This window comes from Paenibacillus sp. S150, from assembly GCF_019352175.1.
Lineage (GTDB): Bacteria > Bacillota > Bacilli > Paenibacillales > Paenibacillaceae > Paenibacillus_AQ.
Genome location: NZ_JACBYI010000036.1, coordinates 34,917 through 53,922 on the forward strand (window position 1 = coordinate 34,917; position 19,006 = coordinate 53,922).

A 19,006-nucleotide genomic window follows, 5' to 3' on the forward strand; every position below is an offset into this window, starting at 1 on the left:
TTACGATATTGTGCTATCGTACAGCTTAAGTTTTAGGTCTAGCCTCTCTCGCAAAAAATCCAGAGACAGGTTCTTGTCCTCCGAATGCGCCAGAGCCTGGGATGGGATTTCCGCTTGCAGCTCTCTCGTCTCCTTTTCTGCCGCCAGTTGTAATACTTCATCGCATATATAGCGATGGAGCGATCGCAGATCCGGATAGCTGTAGAGTAGCGAGATTGGGAATGCAGATCCATAACACTCATTTAGTAAATTTCTGAATTCCACAGACATTAACGAATCCAGTCCCATTTCCTGGAACGAAAAATTTTTGAACTCCTCAGCAGTTACTGGACGTTGCAGCACTCTTTTTAACAATGAGGCAAGTTGTTCGTACGCGGCTTGCGACGTGTTTGACGAGCATGCCGCAATACCCCCATTTAACGGAGCAAGCTCCGTTCCTGCCTCAGGTGTACGTAGCAGATTGCGGCCTCCGAGCTTCTCTACACTTAATAACGTGTCGGGAATACGTCCTTTCGGATATTGCTTAAGCCACTTTTCCCAATCAACAGGCATAATCGATACCTCGCCGTTTTGTTTCCTCACTGCCTCGAATGATTGCAATCCCTCTTTGCTAGACAACGTTTTGAAACCGTTCTTCGTCCAAATTTCCTGAGCGACCGGATTGAGACGAGTAAGCATTCCCACTTCCTGCCAAGGCCCCCAATTGAGGCAAAGACTTGGCAGTCCAAGCTGCTTCCGATATGCGGTTAATCCTGACATAAAAGCATTTCCTGTTGCATATCCTGCTACACCAATCGATCCCATTACAGCCGTAACAGAGGAAAACAGGATGAAGAATTCCAGCTCTTTATCCAGCGTAGCGCAATGAAGATTCCATGCCCCTTGGATTTTGGGGTGAAGGATCGTCTGCATGTTGTCCCATTCTTCGTTGTGAATCAAACGATCGCTAAGGATTCCGGCTGTATGAATAATTCCCCGCAGCGGAGGCAATTGTGCGTTGACTTCCGCTAACACAATTCCAAGCGCCTCGCTATCGCCGATATCAACCGAATAATACATAACATGTCTTCCTTGTGTACGCAGTTGCTCGAGCTTCGCACGAAGCGCCTCCGGCTCCTTGCTTCGTCCAAGTAATACCAGCGTATCCTTGGATGCTTCCGGCCAATTTCGTACGATTTCCCATCCGATGCCTCCGGACCCGCCTGCGATAACAACCGTTTTAGACATATCTTCCCCGGACTGCGGCTCGGAGAACCGAACCAATACCTTTCCGACATGCTTCCCTTTCTGGATATAACGAAAGGCCTCTTTAATATCTGCTTTATCGTATACTTGATAAGGAAGTGGGCGAATCACACCCTCATCGAACCATGTATTCAACATTGTCAGAGTTTCCATGACTAGGCCAGGTTTACGATGAATCGAATCAAACAACGAGAAAGGAATATACGTAACGTCATTTCGGTATTCGGCCGCTTGTTCATCCGTCAGCCGCTCCCTTTCTCCCACTTCAACAAAAGATCCGCCGCTTCGCACAACCGAGAAGGTTTTCGCCACATGTTCGCCTGTAAAGGAATTAATCGCCGCATCGACGCCCTTGCCATCGGTTGCAATCATTAATTGCTCTGCATAATCCGTACTTCTCGAATCGAATATATGGCGGACTCCAAGCTGACGGAGTAAAAAGTGCTTGTTGCTGCTGGCAGTAGCATACACCGTAATTCCCATACGATGAGCCAATTGCACAAGCGCGATTCCTAACCCTCCCGTGGCTGCATGGATAAGGACCGATTTCACATTTACCGAAGCCGCAAGTCGTTCCATTATACTGTAGCCCGTCAAGTATGCTGAAGGGACCGTCGCCGCTTCATTTATGTTCAAGCTGTGCGGCTTAACCGCAACATAATCTCGAGGTACGACAACGAACTTGCCGAAGCATCCCGGTGCGAACGCAACCACCAGATCTCCAACAGATAAGTCCGTAACATGCTTCCCTTTTCGAATTATTCTACCGACACAATCCAGACCGAAGCGCTCCGTATGCCTCTCCATCAGATTAAGAGCGTGAATAATATCATGGAAATTAAACCCTGCTACCATCACTTCAAGCTCAATGTCTTCATCGCCAGGAATGACCCTTTCTGCCTGTCCGTAATACAGCTCTTCAATCGAGCCTTTTCCTTTTGATTGCAGAGCGAACGGTTCACGGAACATGGATTCATCCGGGCTTTCTTCTACAGTTGAACCCCGCTCTTTCAGGCGAGGCACATATCGCTGCGTGTCCCGGTAAGCAATTAACGTATCATCCGTCCTATCTACGATTTCAGTAACAACTTGAAGGCTTGAGGATCGTGATAAATTCTGTAAATCAATCCCAGCACATCGAATCTGCGGATACTCCAAACGCATAACCTTTAAGAATCCTACAGCAGCTGCGGACACGGGATTCACCCAGTAATCCCCGCTTTGTATACGATTAGCGTTCTGAGTAAGGAATGTAAAACTCCCAAGTTCGCTTCCTCTGCCATACATTTGTTGAGAAATATGAAGCAGCGTTGTGCCGACAGTCTTAATCTCTTCCCAAACCATACGGCTAATCGGCGAGAATGGCTGATCCAGACCCCACATATAAAGACTCCCACTGATTTTTAAACCTTGTTGCTCTCGAAGTTCTTGTACCAAACGCGAATAATGCTGTGACTCGAATGGATCTATCTCATACTTCTGGTCTGCAAGCTTACGGAATTGGTTCCCTCGGCATACAAGTAGCGTAGAACATCCTTTCGAGCTGAATTGTTCAGCCACATATGAAGTAAACAGAGAATCATCCGCCCAAAGAAGATACATTCCTTCTTCTTGCGAGAAACAGCCCTTTTCATGCGCTTTAGGTACCCATATTTCCTCATAGAATGACTGATCGCGCTTATTTAAGGACGATTGAAGAGTCTTCTTATTGACTCTCTTAGTCATGTAACCCTTAATTTCCGCCACGAGCTCCTGATTTCTGTTATAAATAAACATATTCCCAGTAAAACCTTGTGCGCTTTGCTCCGCGATTTCGGCGACAACTTCCAGCTCAACATCAGGCTGGCGGTAGAGAATATATTTCTCAGTCCCCATCGTAATATTAATGTTGTCCCCATCTTCCCCAGGTTCAGGAAGAAAAGCAAGAAAGACCTGTGTGCAAGCATCCAATAAAGCGGGATGAAACGAATGGTCGGCGGCTTCCTTCTCCAAAAGTTGCGGCAATTTCACTTTTGCTATTGCCCGCGTCTGACTGACATGAAGCACTTCCATACCTTGATGAAGGGTTGCGAAGTAATAGCCATACTCATTCAATCGTTTGTAGAACAACTCCCGGGCAACAGACAACAGTTCGTTGCAGCTCTGCTCCGGCAGGGAACGCCCCTCTAATTCTACCGCCGTTCTTAGTACAACTGATGCGGTTACATGCTGCACCCATGATGTTTCTGAATGATCGTTGCTGTGAAAGCTCAGCACGCTAAGCTTACCGCTTCGATCATCGGTGCTTTCCAAATAGATGTGCAGATCTACATCCTCGCCAGTCCAAATCAAAGGCTGTTCATAGCTTAGATGGCATAGATCAAAGCGATATGATCCGTACAAATCTTCTCCTACAGCCGTCATCATATCGAGAAAAGAAGTAGCTGATAATACCCTTTGTCCCAAAAATCCGTGGTCTGCGACAAAACGATGCCTCTTTGCTTCGATCCGGAAAACATAACACATCGACTTCTTCCCATGAATAGGAAGCTTATGCTGAAAGAAAGACTTAGGTGCAGCGGTTCTCGGAACTGCGATTGGTTTCTCGACCCAATAACGCTTACCAATAAAAGGGGTAGTCGGTAAGAGCAACGGCGTATGAATCTCATGAAATACCGAATGCCATTGAAGAGTCACCCCTTTTTCATAGAAAAAGGCTAACGACCTAGGCAAGGCTGCCGAGTCCATCACATCCCAGATAAAGGTTTGACTACCGGACCTCGAACCGATAGGATCAAACTGCAAAATAACAGCGTCCGTACGCTCGATTGCGGGCGGTTGAACCGCTCTCCAATAGGAACCCTCTCTAATAGCCAGTTCGTCAAGCACCTTACCCTCTGCCGTAACAAAAGAAATTGGGGAAGAGGCAATCCGATTCGCCAAGAGTTCCAGCGGTAACTCTTTCGCTGACGTCTCCATTAACCAGATCAAGCATTCCCTTATAGTAAGAACCTGACTTACAGCAAATACTGCCAGCCAGCCTCTTCGATCTGCCGTCATCCACTCTGGACGAATTCCAGCCTGAAGCAATGCGGCGACAACTGCATATTGAAAAATAAAATGACGCAGCGGCTGTTGCGTCTTTATCGAAAGCTCTTCCATAGACCCCAGTTGAAGCTCCCCTAGACAGTCCGTAATTGCGTTCTCAAACACTAAGTTGCCTTTGAACATCTGCCGCACGACCTGCTCGTTCCAATTCAAGGAATCAGGCAGGGAGAAACCAATCTTAGGCACAATGGCAGGCGTCTCGCCCACATCCTTAATGCTCCAATCCAGAAGTTCAAGCAACTCTGTCCGGTTTCGCAAAACATAAGCTTTCCGGTAAGCTAGATGAGGTCTGCATACAGCAGCGGTATAACAAATATCGTACATTGCTGATTCTTTTTGTCCGTTAATAAATTGGGCCATCCTTTTGATTTTTTCGATCAACGCTGTTTTACTTTGTGCAGACAATGTCAATAAAGGAATGGAGTTTTCCCAATCTGCAGCTGCTGTAACCGGAGGCTCCTCGATAATGACATGAGCATTGGTTCCACTAAATCCGAATGCGCTGACCGCTGCACGCTTTTTTCCCTCTGGCCAGTTTTCTGCCTGTTCAGGCACTCTGATATTAAATTCATTCCACATAATTTCCGGGTTAGGGCGGTTGTAATGCAGATTCGGCGGTATTTGACTATGTTGAATCGCCAGCACGCTCTTAATCAATCCCGCAATACCTGCAGCAGCTTCGAGATGCCCAATATTTGTCTTTGCAGAACCAATCCATAATGGCTCACTTCGATCTGCTCCATATACATGTCCAAGAGCATTAACTTCAATCGGATCGCCTAAAGGAGTCCCTGTCCCATGAGCCTCGACATATCCAATCTCATGTGGATGGAGATTGGCATTCTTTAACGCTTCCTTCAACAAACGCTGCTGGGCAACGCCATTTGGCGCTGTCAAACTGCTGCTCGTTCCGTCATTATTTATAGCAGTTCCTCGAATAACTGAAAGAATAGCATCTTTATCCTTAACTGCCTGATCAAGCCGTTTTAGTAATACAACTCCGCAACCTTCTGATCGTACATATCCGTCAGCGTCGGCATCAAACGTCTTGCACCGGGAGGCCGTCGACAAAGCGTTAACTTTGCAGAACTGGACGGTGTGCTCAGGTGAAATCATTAAGTTGACACCGCCTACGATCGCCATTTCGGATTGGCCGCTGCGTAAGCTTGCGCAAGCTTCGTGTAGAGCTACTAACGACGATGAGCAAGCTGTGTCGATAGACATGCTAGGACCCTCAAGCCCCAGCATGTAAGACAGCCTGCCGCTAGCAATACTATGTGCGCTTCCGGTGAACGAATAAATATCAATTTGTTCCGGCTGCCGTGAGTATATGCTGTGCAACGCGTAGTCGGATGTGCAGATCCCCAAGTAAACTCCTGTCTTCGTTCCTCTTAATTGAAGAGGATCAATCCCTGATCTTTCCAGACATTCCCATGCAACTTCGAGCAATATCCGTTGCTGAGGGTCCATATATTTAATTTCTCTCTCGGGTAGCTTGAACAGATCCGCATCGAATCGATCAATCTGATGTACAAAGCCTCCCTCTTTGATATACATTTTTCCTGGATCTGCATGGTTAGAACTGTAGAAATCCTCCACATTCCACCGATCCTGAGGAATAGGTCCGATACAATCCTGTTTATTAATCAACGCCTCCCAATACTGCTCGGGTGTATTGATCCCGTTCGGGAATCGGCAAGCCATGCCTATAATTGCGATCGGAGCAGTCTTCTCGTTCTTAAGACGCTTAATTTCGATGAGCGCTTGCTTGACTATATCTTTCGTTTCCACAATGGCATCACTCTTTACCTTATAAGTTTTGAAGTTCCTTCAACAATTCACGCTCGGCTTCTTCTTCGGACATCGCGTTCACTTTCTCCGTCAAACTCTCTGTCTCGATGTAGGCTACAGATTTCACTGACTGTTCCGCAAATGCAGCTCCCACAGCAATTTGCTGTCTACCCATGATATAATCCGACAGCAGTTGAATGGTTGGATAATCATAAATAATAGTAGATGGGAGCTTTAGACCGATCTCAGTCGACAATAAATCCCGAAATTGAACCGCGAGCAAGGAATCTACTCCAAGATCCTGAAAGCCTGTCCCGCTTCGAACTTGCTCATCCTCCGGAATGAGCAAGAGCTGTCTCAACAAGGAAATAAGCGTCTCTTGCAATTGCTGACTTCCTGGAGCAGGGGACAAGCGGATCATTGGCTTCGCCTCTGCAGGTTGTGAATCCTTTTGTTGAACAGCTAAATGAGACGATGCAGCATGAGGACTGAATTCATCTTTTTTATGCACAACCAATTTGGCGCTTCTGGCTTCATAACGCGCTTCCTCTTGTGTCCGCCTATAAACATCACCATTATTCTCGCATACGAATACATGCTGCAGTTGCGTTCTGTGCTGAAGCGGCTTTACATAGTCAAACGCCGTCGTATATCGGAATCCATGCGTCTCCAGTAATCTCTGCCACTGTACTAGTGATAGCAGCGGGGAATTCTTCAATCGAAGCTCAGCATCCTTGTAATCCCACCATCCCGTCAACAAACCGAAAGTAACGGGGAGAGCTCCGTGATTGTAAGTAAGCTCATTGATGAGCAGATGTCCGTATGGCGTCAGAGCCTTTCTCAGATTCAATAACGTTGCGCTTAAATCTCTGCTAATATGGATTGCGTTCGTTCCTAAAATGATGTCAAACGGACCAAATTTTTCACGCAAGTGTTCCGTATCTTCATTTAAATTAAATAAGTGATAGTGAACAAAACCATACTCTCCGAACTGCTGCTGCGCCTTAAATAGAAAATGCGGGGAAACATCGGTAAACATATATTCCACTTGATGACTGACTTTACGCAGCCGCCTCAGCACATGTTTCGTCGTACTCCCGGTTCCTCCACCAAACTCTAATATTCGGATTGGTTCCGAGTTCCTCCGTTGCTCAACCGTTCGTTGTACAAGTCGCAAGATCAATTCCGCCATAAGCTGATTAAAATATTCCGACAGCGGGTTATGCTTATAGATTCCCTCTACTATTTCATTGGAACCGTTCGGGAAAATAACATCTCCAGCCAAGGTTTTCTCCCTAACGATGTCTGGGCCATGCTCTAATGCGATATCCAACATCCGTCTCCACGCATCTGCTGGGCCAGTATAATTCTCATCCTTTTTCAAACTGATATGTCCAACATCATCAGGACTTGGCAAAGAGCGGAGTGCCTCTATATAACGCTGGAAATGCGGCTTCAAATCCTCAAATCGAGTTGTCGTCAACTGCTGCAAAATTTGCTCTGTATACCAAGGTACCGTCTGAAGGACTTCTTCGAGCTGTTCATAATATTCTGCCATGGATCTCTCATCACTAACTATCGTACTGGAGGTTATCTCCTCAGCCAATGTTCGCATGAACAAAGCACGATCATCCGGTACAGGCTGACTACTCCGATTTGTCGCAATACCAGCCTTGCTCTCATAAATTTTATTTGTCTTGACGGCTATAATCTGTGTATACGGCATTGAGACAATCGACTCCATAATAGAGATTCCCTCGGTGTTGCTAAAAGGCAGTAACCCCTGCCGTTCCAACAACTTCCGATATTTCTCTGAAGCAACTATCCCGCTCTCCCCCCAATATCCCCAGTTCATCACTCGGACTGGCACTTGCTCCCGTTCTCCCAAAGAGAGAAGAAAAGCGTCCAAATAGCGACAAGCCGCAACATAATTGGCTTGAGCAGGCGAACCTCTAAAACTGCATTCAGAAGAAAAGCTCAGAAGAAAATCGAGCGTCTTCAGATCCACATGCTTGAGCAAATTAAGCATCGTTAATGCCTTTGTATCGAACACTTCGGTGAAATCCGTTTCTTTCATTTGGGCAAGCGTAGCATCTCTTAAGACGAGTGCCGCATGAATAACACCATCAATCTTAGACACCCTATTCCGCAACGCTTCAAAAGCTTGGGCCAAATCATCTATTGAATTGGCATCAGCTTGCAAATAATGAACCTTACCTCCAAGTTGCTGTAAACTATCCATTTTCTGTTGGATATCCGCCTGCGGTTTGCGTCCTATCCAAATTAATGTTGATTTCCATTTCTTCACCAAGTATTCCGACAACTCCAGCCCTATCCCGCCAGAGCCTCCGACAATTAAATAAACAGCATTCTCTTTAAATAAAGACTTGCCCTTCTCTAATATCGAAGGCTCAAATGGAATCAGTCGTTTCCGGAAAATTCTATCGTTCCTGAACGCATATTCCTCATAACCAAGGTGATCTCCAACCGGACCAGCAGCAATGCTTTGACATAACCTGTCTATTCGACTACCGTCATTGTCTTCTGCAAGCAATTCCTCTGCACAAAAATCGACGCAGGCTATTGTCATGCTACTCTTTTCTGAGTTCAGCACCTTAGCTATTCCCATTACGGCATGAGCCACAGGAGAGGAAATTTCACCGACAAGTAATTTCTGAGCATTTTCAGTAACAATTGTAATTCGTTGAGGTCCTCCATCTTGTTGCGCTGCAATAACTTTTAACAATCGGAATAATGGCAAGATGCGTTGCTCGTACATCTGTTCATACTGCGTCCGTGCATTCTCGTCCCAATCTTTGCCGGGAGAGCCATCACAAAAAATAACGATACGCTCGGCATTCGATAACAGCTTTCGAGCTAAATTCTCGTTGTTCAAAAGTTCTGCAGAATCATGCCTAACGATGTGATGATTTGTTGCGAGCACTTTCTGAATGGCGCAAATAGATGGTGAGAGGTTTCCATCAGGATTTGTTTCCAGCCATAGGCTGCCTGACTCCGTCATTGCCTTCGGTGCGGCTTCCCACTGTTCAGGGCGGGTTAGCTCCCAATCTGGGCGATACAAATATTGCAATCCATTGGACTGTTCCTGCTGCAAAAACAACCTACGGACCCTCTTTAGACGAAGCCCTTTCACTTCGCCAATAATAATTCCCTTAAGATCGAGCAGCATCACGTCTATCACGAAATAATCGTGATGCCCTTCCCCAATTTGCTGGAAGGAAATATACGAATAAAACTGTGCCGGCATCGGTAAATGCATCGTCAATTCTTCTATGCTAAAAGGGATAAACGTATCTGTAATCCCCATCGCCTGGCTATGCTTCTCCAAAGCAAAAATATACGGCTGCAAGCAGGCGTCCAGCAAGGAAGGAGGAAATACGAATGATTCTTCGGCATGACTTTGGTAGTCCAGCTTGGCCAGTACCTCATTTTCTCCAAGCCAGAGCTCACGTATCCACTGAAACTGCGACCCCCACGCAAAGCCAAGTGAAAGTCCCTTTTCATAGAATGCTTCTTGCGTCATCCGATGAGCTGAGCGGGCTTGAATCAAGAGCGGATCGATACTTCTGCGACCATCGCCGACGCTATCTTCTACCTGCGCTTTTGTAAGCAAAATCCACACAGATTCACCGTTTTCTACTTCACCGGTTTTAGCGTGTATCTCGATAGTACCCAGGCTATCCTGTTTATGAAAAACAATCTGAGTTACACATTGGTCCGCCGGCTGTAGTAGAAAAGCTTTTCTAAACGTAATATCACTAAGTCGCAGCTTCGACTGCTGATATTCCTTGGCCAAAGCGGTCATCATCAGAGACAATGAAAAGGCGCCGGGGACGATAATCGTTCCGTTCACCTGATGATCCATTAAGAAGGGGAATGATCCGACCCCTGTACCTGCAGTTAACTGATAATGATCGCTTTGCAGCGCTGGAGCCTCTATTTTCGTATATAATTTTTGTTCTACAGCAGGCTTAGTGAATTTTTCCAGCGGAAAAATCCTCTTGTCAAAAGGATACGTCGGCAAAGATACCCTTACTGGCTTCACATCATCATATAGAGCAATCCAATTGATTGAGACTCCCTTGATCCATAAGAAAGAGAGCTTGCTTAAGTTTCCCTTTACAAAGAGACTTTTAAAGTATTTTTGTTCAAACGCCTCTCCTTGCCACTCCTCAATAAGATGATGGTCACATTCTCCATATCGGATACTCTCCCCTACATCAGAGGCATTGCAGTAGCGTTCCAGCTTAACAAGAAGATCATCCAATGAATCACATATGATGGCCAAACGGTGATTAAAGCTCGAACGACCCTCTTGCAACGTAAACGCCAGGCTTTCTAAATACGCTTCCGTATCTGTAATGCCCTGATTCGCCCGTTCAAACTGAATATGATCGCGTAACCTCAATGCCATTTGACGCAGCGTCTTTTCTTTTCTCGCTGATAAAATAATAAGCTTGGATCGAGCCCGATTGGCGGTACGAGTGCGGAGAATCGGCTTTTCCGAGTACTCTTCCAGTATGGCATGGAAGTTGCTCCCCCCCGCCCCAAACGAGCTGATAGCCGCTCTTCTAGGCAGCGGCGGATTAGCCCCCTCAACGGATGTCCAGGTTTCCAGACTCTGCTGGACGGTAAAGCCTTCTCCAATCAGAAGCGGATTTAACGGACTGGCATACAAAGAAGGAACCCGTTTTTGATATTTCATCTGCAATATAATTTTGATAATGCCTGCTATAGCAGCGGCGGACTCCAGATGACCAATATTGGCTTTCACCGAACCGATGGCACAAGTAGTAGGATGGGCAGGATCATTCCATGAATAGCCTTCTGCCAATCCATTTATTTCAATTGGATCCCCTACGATAGTTCCTGTCCCGTGTGTCTCTATATAGCTTACTGTTCCAGGCTCTATTCCGGCTTTGCTGATAGCTTCCTTAATTAATTCAGCATGTGCCCTTGGATTCGGCACAGTAAATCCATTCGTCTTGCCTCCACTGTTAATTGCGCTGCTCTTGATAATGCCATATATTTGGTCGCCATCTTGTATCGCTTCCCTCAATTGCTTCAATAAAATAGCGCCGACGCCTTCTCCCATAATCGTTCCTCTGGCTTCAGCGGAGAAAGGACGACATTTATCCTCAGAAGTCAGCAATCCCATTTGGGTATACTGGATATATCTCGAGGGATGCAAGATCAGATTAACACCGCCAACAACGGCTGTCCGGGATTCTTTACTCATAAGACTTTGACAAGCCAGATGCAGCGCCGTCCCTGAAGAAGAACAAGCAGTATCAAGCGATAAGCTCGGCCCTTTGAAGTTAAAAAAATAAGAAATACGATTGGCAATTTGATAGGCATCCCCCCAGCGATAGGGAGTCTTGCCGTTGACAGCTTGTTGGTTTAAATACTGGGCAAAATCCGTGGAGATGACACCGACAAAAACGCCTGTCTTAGGATCAATATTCTCCGGCTTATAACCGGCATCTTCAAACAAGCCCCATACTACCTCTAGAAAAAGTCTCTGCTGAGGGTCCATTGCCTCTGCTTCTTTGGCGGAAATATTGAAAAATTGATGATCAAACGATTCAATTTCACTTAGGAAGCCCCCCCACTTGCAATGAGATTTTTCACTATCGCTGGAGTCTGGACTGTAAAATCCGTCTATAGCCCACCGACTTGAGGGAATTTCCGTTATACAGCTGTTCCCCTTGATCAAATTCTCCCAGAACTGATGAACACTGTCGGATTGCGGGAGCTTCGCATTCACCCCAATAATCGCGATATCATCCAGACCGCTTGTCGAAGCGGCAGTCACCTCTTGAAATCCTGTCACCCTATTGCCGACAGCAACTGCTTCCAAATGACGTATAACTTGATCCAGGTTCCCGTATTCGAATAAAAAAGTTGGAGAGAGCTGCGGAAACTGGCGGATGAGCTCTGAACTAATCTCTATCTTCTTCATCGATTCCAATTGAAACTCCTCGATGGGCCTGCGAAAATCAATATTCGAAAGTCGGGTGTGCTTCTGAAAAACCTGTTCGATCATTTGACGAACGTTAGATCCTCCAGTATGCACGTCTCCAATAGCCGGGTAGTCGAAAGGTTGCTGTTGTTTATGAACTTGATTGTAAATCCCTTCCTGATCCGCAAGATCAATGGAGATAAACGTCAAAATCTCCTCCAGATTCCTTTGACTAACATCAACTATTAAGCTTTCCGAATGCTGAGCCTGATTTTGTTTTTTCTTATCCGTAACGGATTCTACAACGGAGTAAGGGTCCGCATAGGCAAGCCAGTCAACCGGAATGATCCATTCAGTGCTGCCTCCCGGTAGTTCTTTCCGCTCTATACTGCTGCACTGCTTACTCATTCCTTCAAGAAACGCAAGGACGGCATCATTCCTGCCATTCGAAGAAAAAGGAATAATAATAGATGGCAATCCCTTCGAATGCGCCTCCTTCGCCAATTCCCGTAACATTGTCCTTTCAACGCCTCGCCCCAGAACGCGGCAACTGAGCAAGAACGAATCAATATAAATATCCAATGCTCTGGTTCTTAATACCATCAGCCCTACAAATCCATAAGAACCAAACCGATCCTCCACTTCTGCCTTACGAATGGTCACATCCTTTTCTTCCAGCAACTCCATTAATTCTGTTTCTGTCCTTCTTCTCCCCGTTGTATTAAATTGATTCGTCCGCATGGTTAACTGGGAAGCACGCAATAAGTGTGTCTCGGTTACCGGTTCCACTGTTACTGACACATGCAAATTACGGATAAATTCAGCATAGCTTGCACTAGTCTGTTTCATCTTCAAACGTTCCTGGTTTGCTTTATATAATTTGGTTCGTATTGCGTCTTCTGAAGTTATTGGTCGATGATGATCCAGCGCCCATAAATGCTCGACAAACTGTTTCGCTTGAAGCTCACCTGTCGGCCATTGCAGTGCAAGAACTTCCGGACAATGCTCGCGGACCTCAGCTATTTCCAAAGCACTGTCATCTATAAAGATGATACTATCAATTCCAATATTAAGAGCCTCCGCGAGTTCGTATAATTGTGCTGATTTGGGTTGCCAGCTTATCCGGTAATCAACAATATCGTCCATTGTCAGCTTCATATTCGGATTGTTAGCAAATACATCCAATACATCCTTTGGGTTGTTTTTGCTGCACAAGCAGAGCAAATATCCTTTCCGCGAAAGCTCTATCAGTTTATGCTGCCATGCACTGTAAACCTCGTTTATAACGATACCGTCATGTCCTTCCTCTCCAACAATTCCTCCCCAAAGCGTATTATCGCAGTCTAAAACGATGGCCTTATATGATTTTTTTCGTCTGGAAAAAAAGTACCTAGCAATTAGAGCGCTCAAAAACGCGAAGTATTCTGGTGTATATGGAATGTGACCTAAAGCATCACCTACAGCATCATCTATACTCGACACGTTGTACAGATCATGACTAGATTCGGTATTCATCGCCTCTATTCCATCCAAATTACCTGCCATTTCAAGTAATCGGCTTTCTAGATCGTTGAACAGCTGACGCCATTGAGAATGAATGAGCAGATTTGCGCGGCTTGGACAAATCATTAGCAATGTTCTTCCCTGGAAATGCTGAGCATAGAAGTGAAGTGCAGATACAAACTCATTCAAATATTGTTCATAAAACAAAAGAACTTCCTCGCTATAAGTCAGAATACCGCTATAATTTCCTTCATCATCCTCATCTGTAAAGTAACGATACCAATCTTCAAATCGTACAAACAAAATGTTCAATTCCGTGTCATCGACATACAAGGTACTGCCCAAATGAAATAGATCCTGAATCATCTGATTATACGAAGTTAGCCGAAGCTCGTATGGCCAATCCCATAACTTCAGCCAATACATCAAACCTTCTTGAACCGGTTCTGCAGTAAAAGTCGATGCGATATTAATTTTTCGGGAAGTTTTATCAAATTTCTCGATAAACTGTACTCCGGTACATGTCGTCCTTTCGCCTAAAGCCCGAATAACCGCCTCAGGGATAAGAGATGGCGGCTGTGCATGCAACCATCCTGCAGGTGTATTGTTCATATCCGTCAATAGCTGCGGCGGACGAACTATGAAGAAGGAAATTCGAGAATAATCCTGCACCAATTGAATCAAATGCTTTTCCATATTTTTTTTAGCTTCTATATAGTGAACGAGATCTCGCGGTCCACCCTTTACATAAATAGAGGAAATACCTACAACTTGCCCCTCGCTCTCAGAGAGCAATAATTTGCAGGCTTCGAAAGGGTGCTCAGACAATTTCATATTCTCAATTAAATAGTCTTCATTAGAAAGATGAGTAAGCGGAGGATGAAAGGCATTAAGAACGAGCAGGTCCAGCCTCCCCCATTGCTCACGGATCTGATGCAATATGCGTTCACAACATTTTGCATCAGCTGCATCACCTTCCATAAGATGAACGGCCGAATCTGCCAAATGGTTCAGCTCGGTTTGCAGATTTTTGGCCTCCTCAGCACTTTTATAATAATTTAGGAATACCTGATAGCCTTGAAGTACCAACTCACGAACAAACTCGGCCCCAAGTCCCCTGCTTCCCCCGATTACCAGTGCCGTACGTCCATTGAAGGGCTTGATGGTACGCTTTGTGCTCATCGGCATTAATTTTTTATGAACAAATGCCTTTAAGCTCCCCTTTGCCAATAGAAGCCCCGAAGCGCCAATCTCGACAGCAAGGTCGAGCATACGGTAGTGCTCGTCGTAATGCTCCTTAGTAACCGAATAATAAATCTGATCCGAATGATTATCCGTAACACCGCTCAATTCCAAATGAAGCTTGGAAAACAGCGCTCTTTTTCCCGGAAATTCCATTCCGATTACATAACTGCAAAGGCAGAGTAAGTTCATAAGATCTACGCTGAATGTTTCAGTGCTTAAGCCAAGCTCCTGAATAAATTGTTCCGCCAATAACGGATCAACATTGTAAGCGGATTTATTTTTGTAAGCTGCTTTAAGCCCCTCATCCTCAGTATCCTTGGGTTGCTGTATCATCTCAGAAACGCATACAGGCACTGGATAGGCGACACAGTGGGATTCTTCCATCGACTTGGAGGCTTTCAAAAGCAATCGCAAGCACGATGAATCCCCGTCATACAGATTTATAACAAGAACATTGTCGTTTTTCTCTTCTACCGCCGCTCTATAAACCTTGTTTACAAAAACGGGATTTTGGAACTCTGCTTCAATCTCACTAGGCCGAAAAAATCTCTTATCCCCTATCAATTGCAAGCAAGCAATCGTACTCAATGCTCCAAACACAATTCGCTGGCCGAAGGGCGACTTCCGGGCAAATAATTCATCCATATGCATGGGATTGAAATCACCGCTAAGGCGGGCAAATAAAGACAACTCCTTTTCCGTGAAGGAGATTTTGATTTCATTTAAGGTCACATTATCGGTTTTAATCATATAATAATCTCCCTATATGAGTAAGTTTCATAATTGTAAAACACCCAAATACGCATATATTGTTACTTGGAGAAGTGCAGTGAATGAAGACTGAATCTTTCCAATCGCTTTTTCATGATCCAATTGGCTTCATCCATTAGTTTCAGACCAATCGCATCGACATGCCGCTGCCTCCAATCCTCCAACTGCGTGCCATTCACCCACTGATTAAAAGTTCCCATCGATGAGCCGCACGGAATTTGATAGTTGACCTTTTGTGCCGGGTCGCCCATCAAGGCCGCTTGAATCGAAGAACGGAAATAGTGGCGGAAAATGAGTGCCATCTTGTATTTCGGGTTTCTTTCCGCTTGCTCCAATTCTGCAGGACGTTCTGAGACAATACTTCTGTATATCTGTTCAAAACTCTGTCCGAAATATTGATGTTGAATCTGATTTTTCAATACCGGATCCATCTCCTCCAAGGATGAATAAAACTTGTACGACTCATACAAACGATTAGCTCTTGCCGGAAAAAAGACGCCTTTTTTCAACACCTGTACTTTGGCGCCAAGCTCAAACATCTCTCCTGACGGTGCAATCTCCGTATCCTGCACATTCACGGAGACTAACAATTGTTTGCTAATTTCGCTAGTACTTGCTTCCACCGTACATTGGTTAATCGAGCCTGTCACGATGAATTGAGCTCCTAACAAAAATGCTGTAGCAGCCGCATCCGGTGAACCGATTCCTCCGCCAATCCCCAGCCTCACCGGCTTAGCATATCCGTACGTTGCTTGATATTGCTCAGCCATCAGCAGTAGAGAAGGAAAAATCACGAACGAGCTTCCACGATCCGTCATGCCTGCAGAATCTGCCTGAATACAAATATCGTCAGCCATCGCTATTTTCCTCGATAAGTAAGCCTGTTCCTCACTAATTTCTCCCTTTACGAGCAGTTGATCAACAATCCTTTGTGGGGCCGGGCTCAAATAGATTGCTGCAATCTCAGGACGAGACAACTTAGCCATAAGTTTATGTTCCGATAATACCGTTCCATTCGTACCTTGCTTCAAACCTTTAATTCTATATTTGACCAGTGCCTGCTCCATCATAATAAACCCGGATGCTTCAATACAGCTTATACCCTTTTGCAAAAATAAGTCGATGAGTCTATCGTTCATTGAAGAGTCCATATAACTCGGTGTAATGTTCATCCCATATCCGCCGCCGACTTCTTGCTGAACGGCGTCTATAGATTGACTGACTTGTTCTAATGTAAGGCCTGAGGTCCCCAAAAAAGCCATCATTCCAGCCTTCGCTGCTCGTACAACGAGCATGGAAGAAGAGACGCCATAATGCATCCCGCCACAAACATAAGGATGCTTCAAGCTATATTCTTCTAAAAACGCAGTACTTCCTTGGTAAATCAAGGGTTCTGTACGATTATGACCAGTCCTTATATTAGCCGTACTAGACACTGATGCTGTATGCATTGCCGCGGCGGTTTCCTCTATAGCTCCGGATACAACCTCGGATTTGGATTGGTGCAACTTGAACTCTTGCTTAATTTCTTCAATCATGCTGGTCAAAATGCCTTTGCCACCCACCTCAATAAACGAAGTAGTTCCTTCGCTTAGCATATACTGAACGCTTTCAGTCCAACGGACAGAATGATTGATTTGATCAGCTAATAGACGCTGAATATGTTTAAATTCATAAGGCTCGGCTGTCACATTCGCTATTACCGGAATGTTTGGCTGCATCCATTCTACCTTCTCCAAGTGGGCATTGAATAACCGGCTAGCTTCACTCATGTACCTGGAATGGAATGCCCCGCTTACCCGAAGGGGGACGCATCTTCCTTTACCACTGTTTGAGATAACCTCTTCCAGCTGTTCAAGTTCTTCCTTTGGTCCCGCTACTACAATTTGTGTTGGAGTATTATGATTCGCAATATCAAGTCCGTGTAATTCACACTCAGCAATCAATAGTTTCAATTCCACATCTGTATATCCAATAATCGCAGCCATTCCTCCGCCTGTGACCTGTGCCATTAATTGACTGCGTTTGATGACCAATCTGAGCCCATCCTCGAAGCTAATAGCTCCACTTGCCTGTAGCGCATTGTATTCCCCGAGGCTATGACCTGCTACCATAGATGCAGATTCGCCTTCTTTGATCATCTTCGTATAATTTAAAGCATTGACCACATATATGGCCGGCTGGGTATATTCTGTCTTATCCAGCAAATCAGGCCGTTTTAAGCAAAGCTCCTCGATTGAATAGCCGAGAATGCCACTCGCAAGCTCTGACATAGGTTTGAACTCTTGAAACAGATCTTTTCCCATTCCTAAACGCTGTGAGCCTTGTCCGGGAAATACGATTGCATTCATACTCTTTCCCACCTTACCTGAATATACTTGTGGCTTGTGCATTTTTGATTTAAACTCCGCATAATAGTCCTTCCCGCGTTCCTGGTACGGATTCATCAAACGAAACTGTTCCGAATCCGAATCCTTGCCAATTATTTGAGTAACGAAGTTACTCAATGTCCCTGTTGGACTGAAATCGAAATAACATAGAGGACCGCGGGCTTCCAGCTTCTGAATGGTATCGTGAAACAAAATAGGCTTACGAACAACCTCCCATAAATACTCTTGGGCAGGTTGAATCAACTCTCTGCCGTAGACACACGAATAATAAGCAACATTCGGTACAGAAAGCTTCATCTTCCGAAAATAAGCCATATTTGTTTGTTCAAACTTGTCCATCAAAGACGAATGGAAAGCATACTTTACAGGTAATCGAAAGCATGAATATATCGATTTCAATACAGTTTCTATATGTATCAATTCTTCATGCTTCCCGGCTACAACAAAGTTGCCAATATAATTCAGTGCAGCCAATTCAACATGATTCGCAAGCGCAGGTTCCTTAAATCTTGTTTCATAATGTTCCAAGACAGATAACATCCCGCCATTCGGGCCGCCGAGGGACAGTTCTTCTGACTGATGTACAAGAAGATGGAGCATCTCTTCCAGCGGGATAACCCCTGCAACAGTCAGTGCAATGTATTCACCCAAGCTCGTTCCAAGTACGATATCCGGTTCAATCCCGTCTTGCAGCAACATCTGTACCAATGCATATTGCACCATAAATATTGCAGGATGCGTGTAGCGAATAGAATCAAAAGAATAACTCTTTTTATTAGCCGGATGAAAGAGCTGCTCCAACACCGAATAACCGCCGACCCGCTGAATCATCTGGTCTTGCGTGTCCAACCAATGTTTGAAGACAGGATAACGACTGTAATAGTCAATACCCATCTGATAATATTGCGTTCCATGTCCAGAAAACATAAAAACATATGGCTTAGAGCCAGAAGCCAACGTCACAAACTCCCCCCCAGTTTGATCTGGAATC

3 protein-coding genes are annotated in these 19,006 nt (G+C 45.1%); all 3 read right to left on the reverse strand.

Going from position 1 to position 19,006, the window contains the following annotated elements; translation table 11 throughout:
* A complete protein-coding gene (locus HYD27_RS32765) occupies positions 1-6,123 on the reverse strand; it encodes an SDR family NAD(P)-dependent oxidoreductase (RefSeq protein WP_219219446.1) in 6,123 nt (2,040 codons plus the stop codon).
* A 19-nt stretch (positions 6,124-6,142) separates the two neighbouring features.
* Positions 6,143-15,604 carry an SDR family NAD(P)-dependent oxidoreductase gene (locus HYD27_RS24285; RefSeq protein WP_219219448.1) on the reverse strand — a complete coding sequence of 3,154 codons (9,462 nt, stop codon included), beginning with the start codon at positions 15,602-15,604 and terminating at the stop codon, positions 6,143-6,145.
* 62 nt (positions 15,605-15,666) lie between these two features.
* Positions 15,667-18,978, reverse strand: a complete 3,312-nt coding sequence (gene fabD / locus HYD27_RS24290) for an ACP S-malonyltransferase (RefSeq protein ID WP_219219450.1) — start codon at positions 18,976-18,978, stop codon at positions 15,667-15,669.
* Positions 18,979-19,006: the final 28 nt, after the last annotated feature.

What these genes read in the sequence shown, in the direction of transcription:
- HYD27_RS24285 (WP_219219448.1), bottom strand. Translation starts at nt 15,604, where the DNA reads ATGATTAAAACCGATAATGTGACCTTAAATGAAATCAAAATCTCCTTC.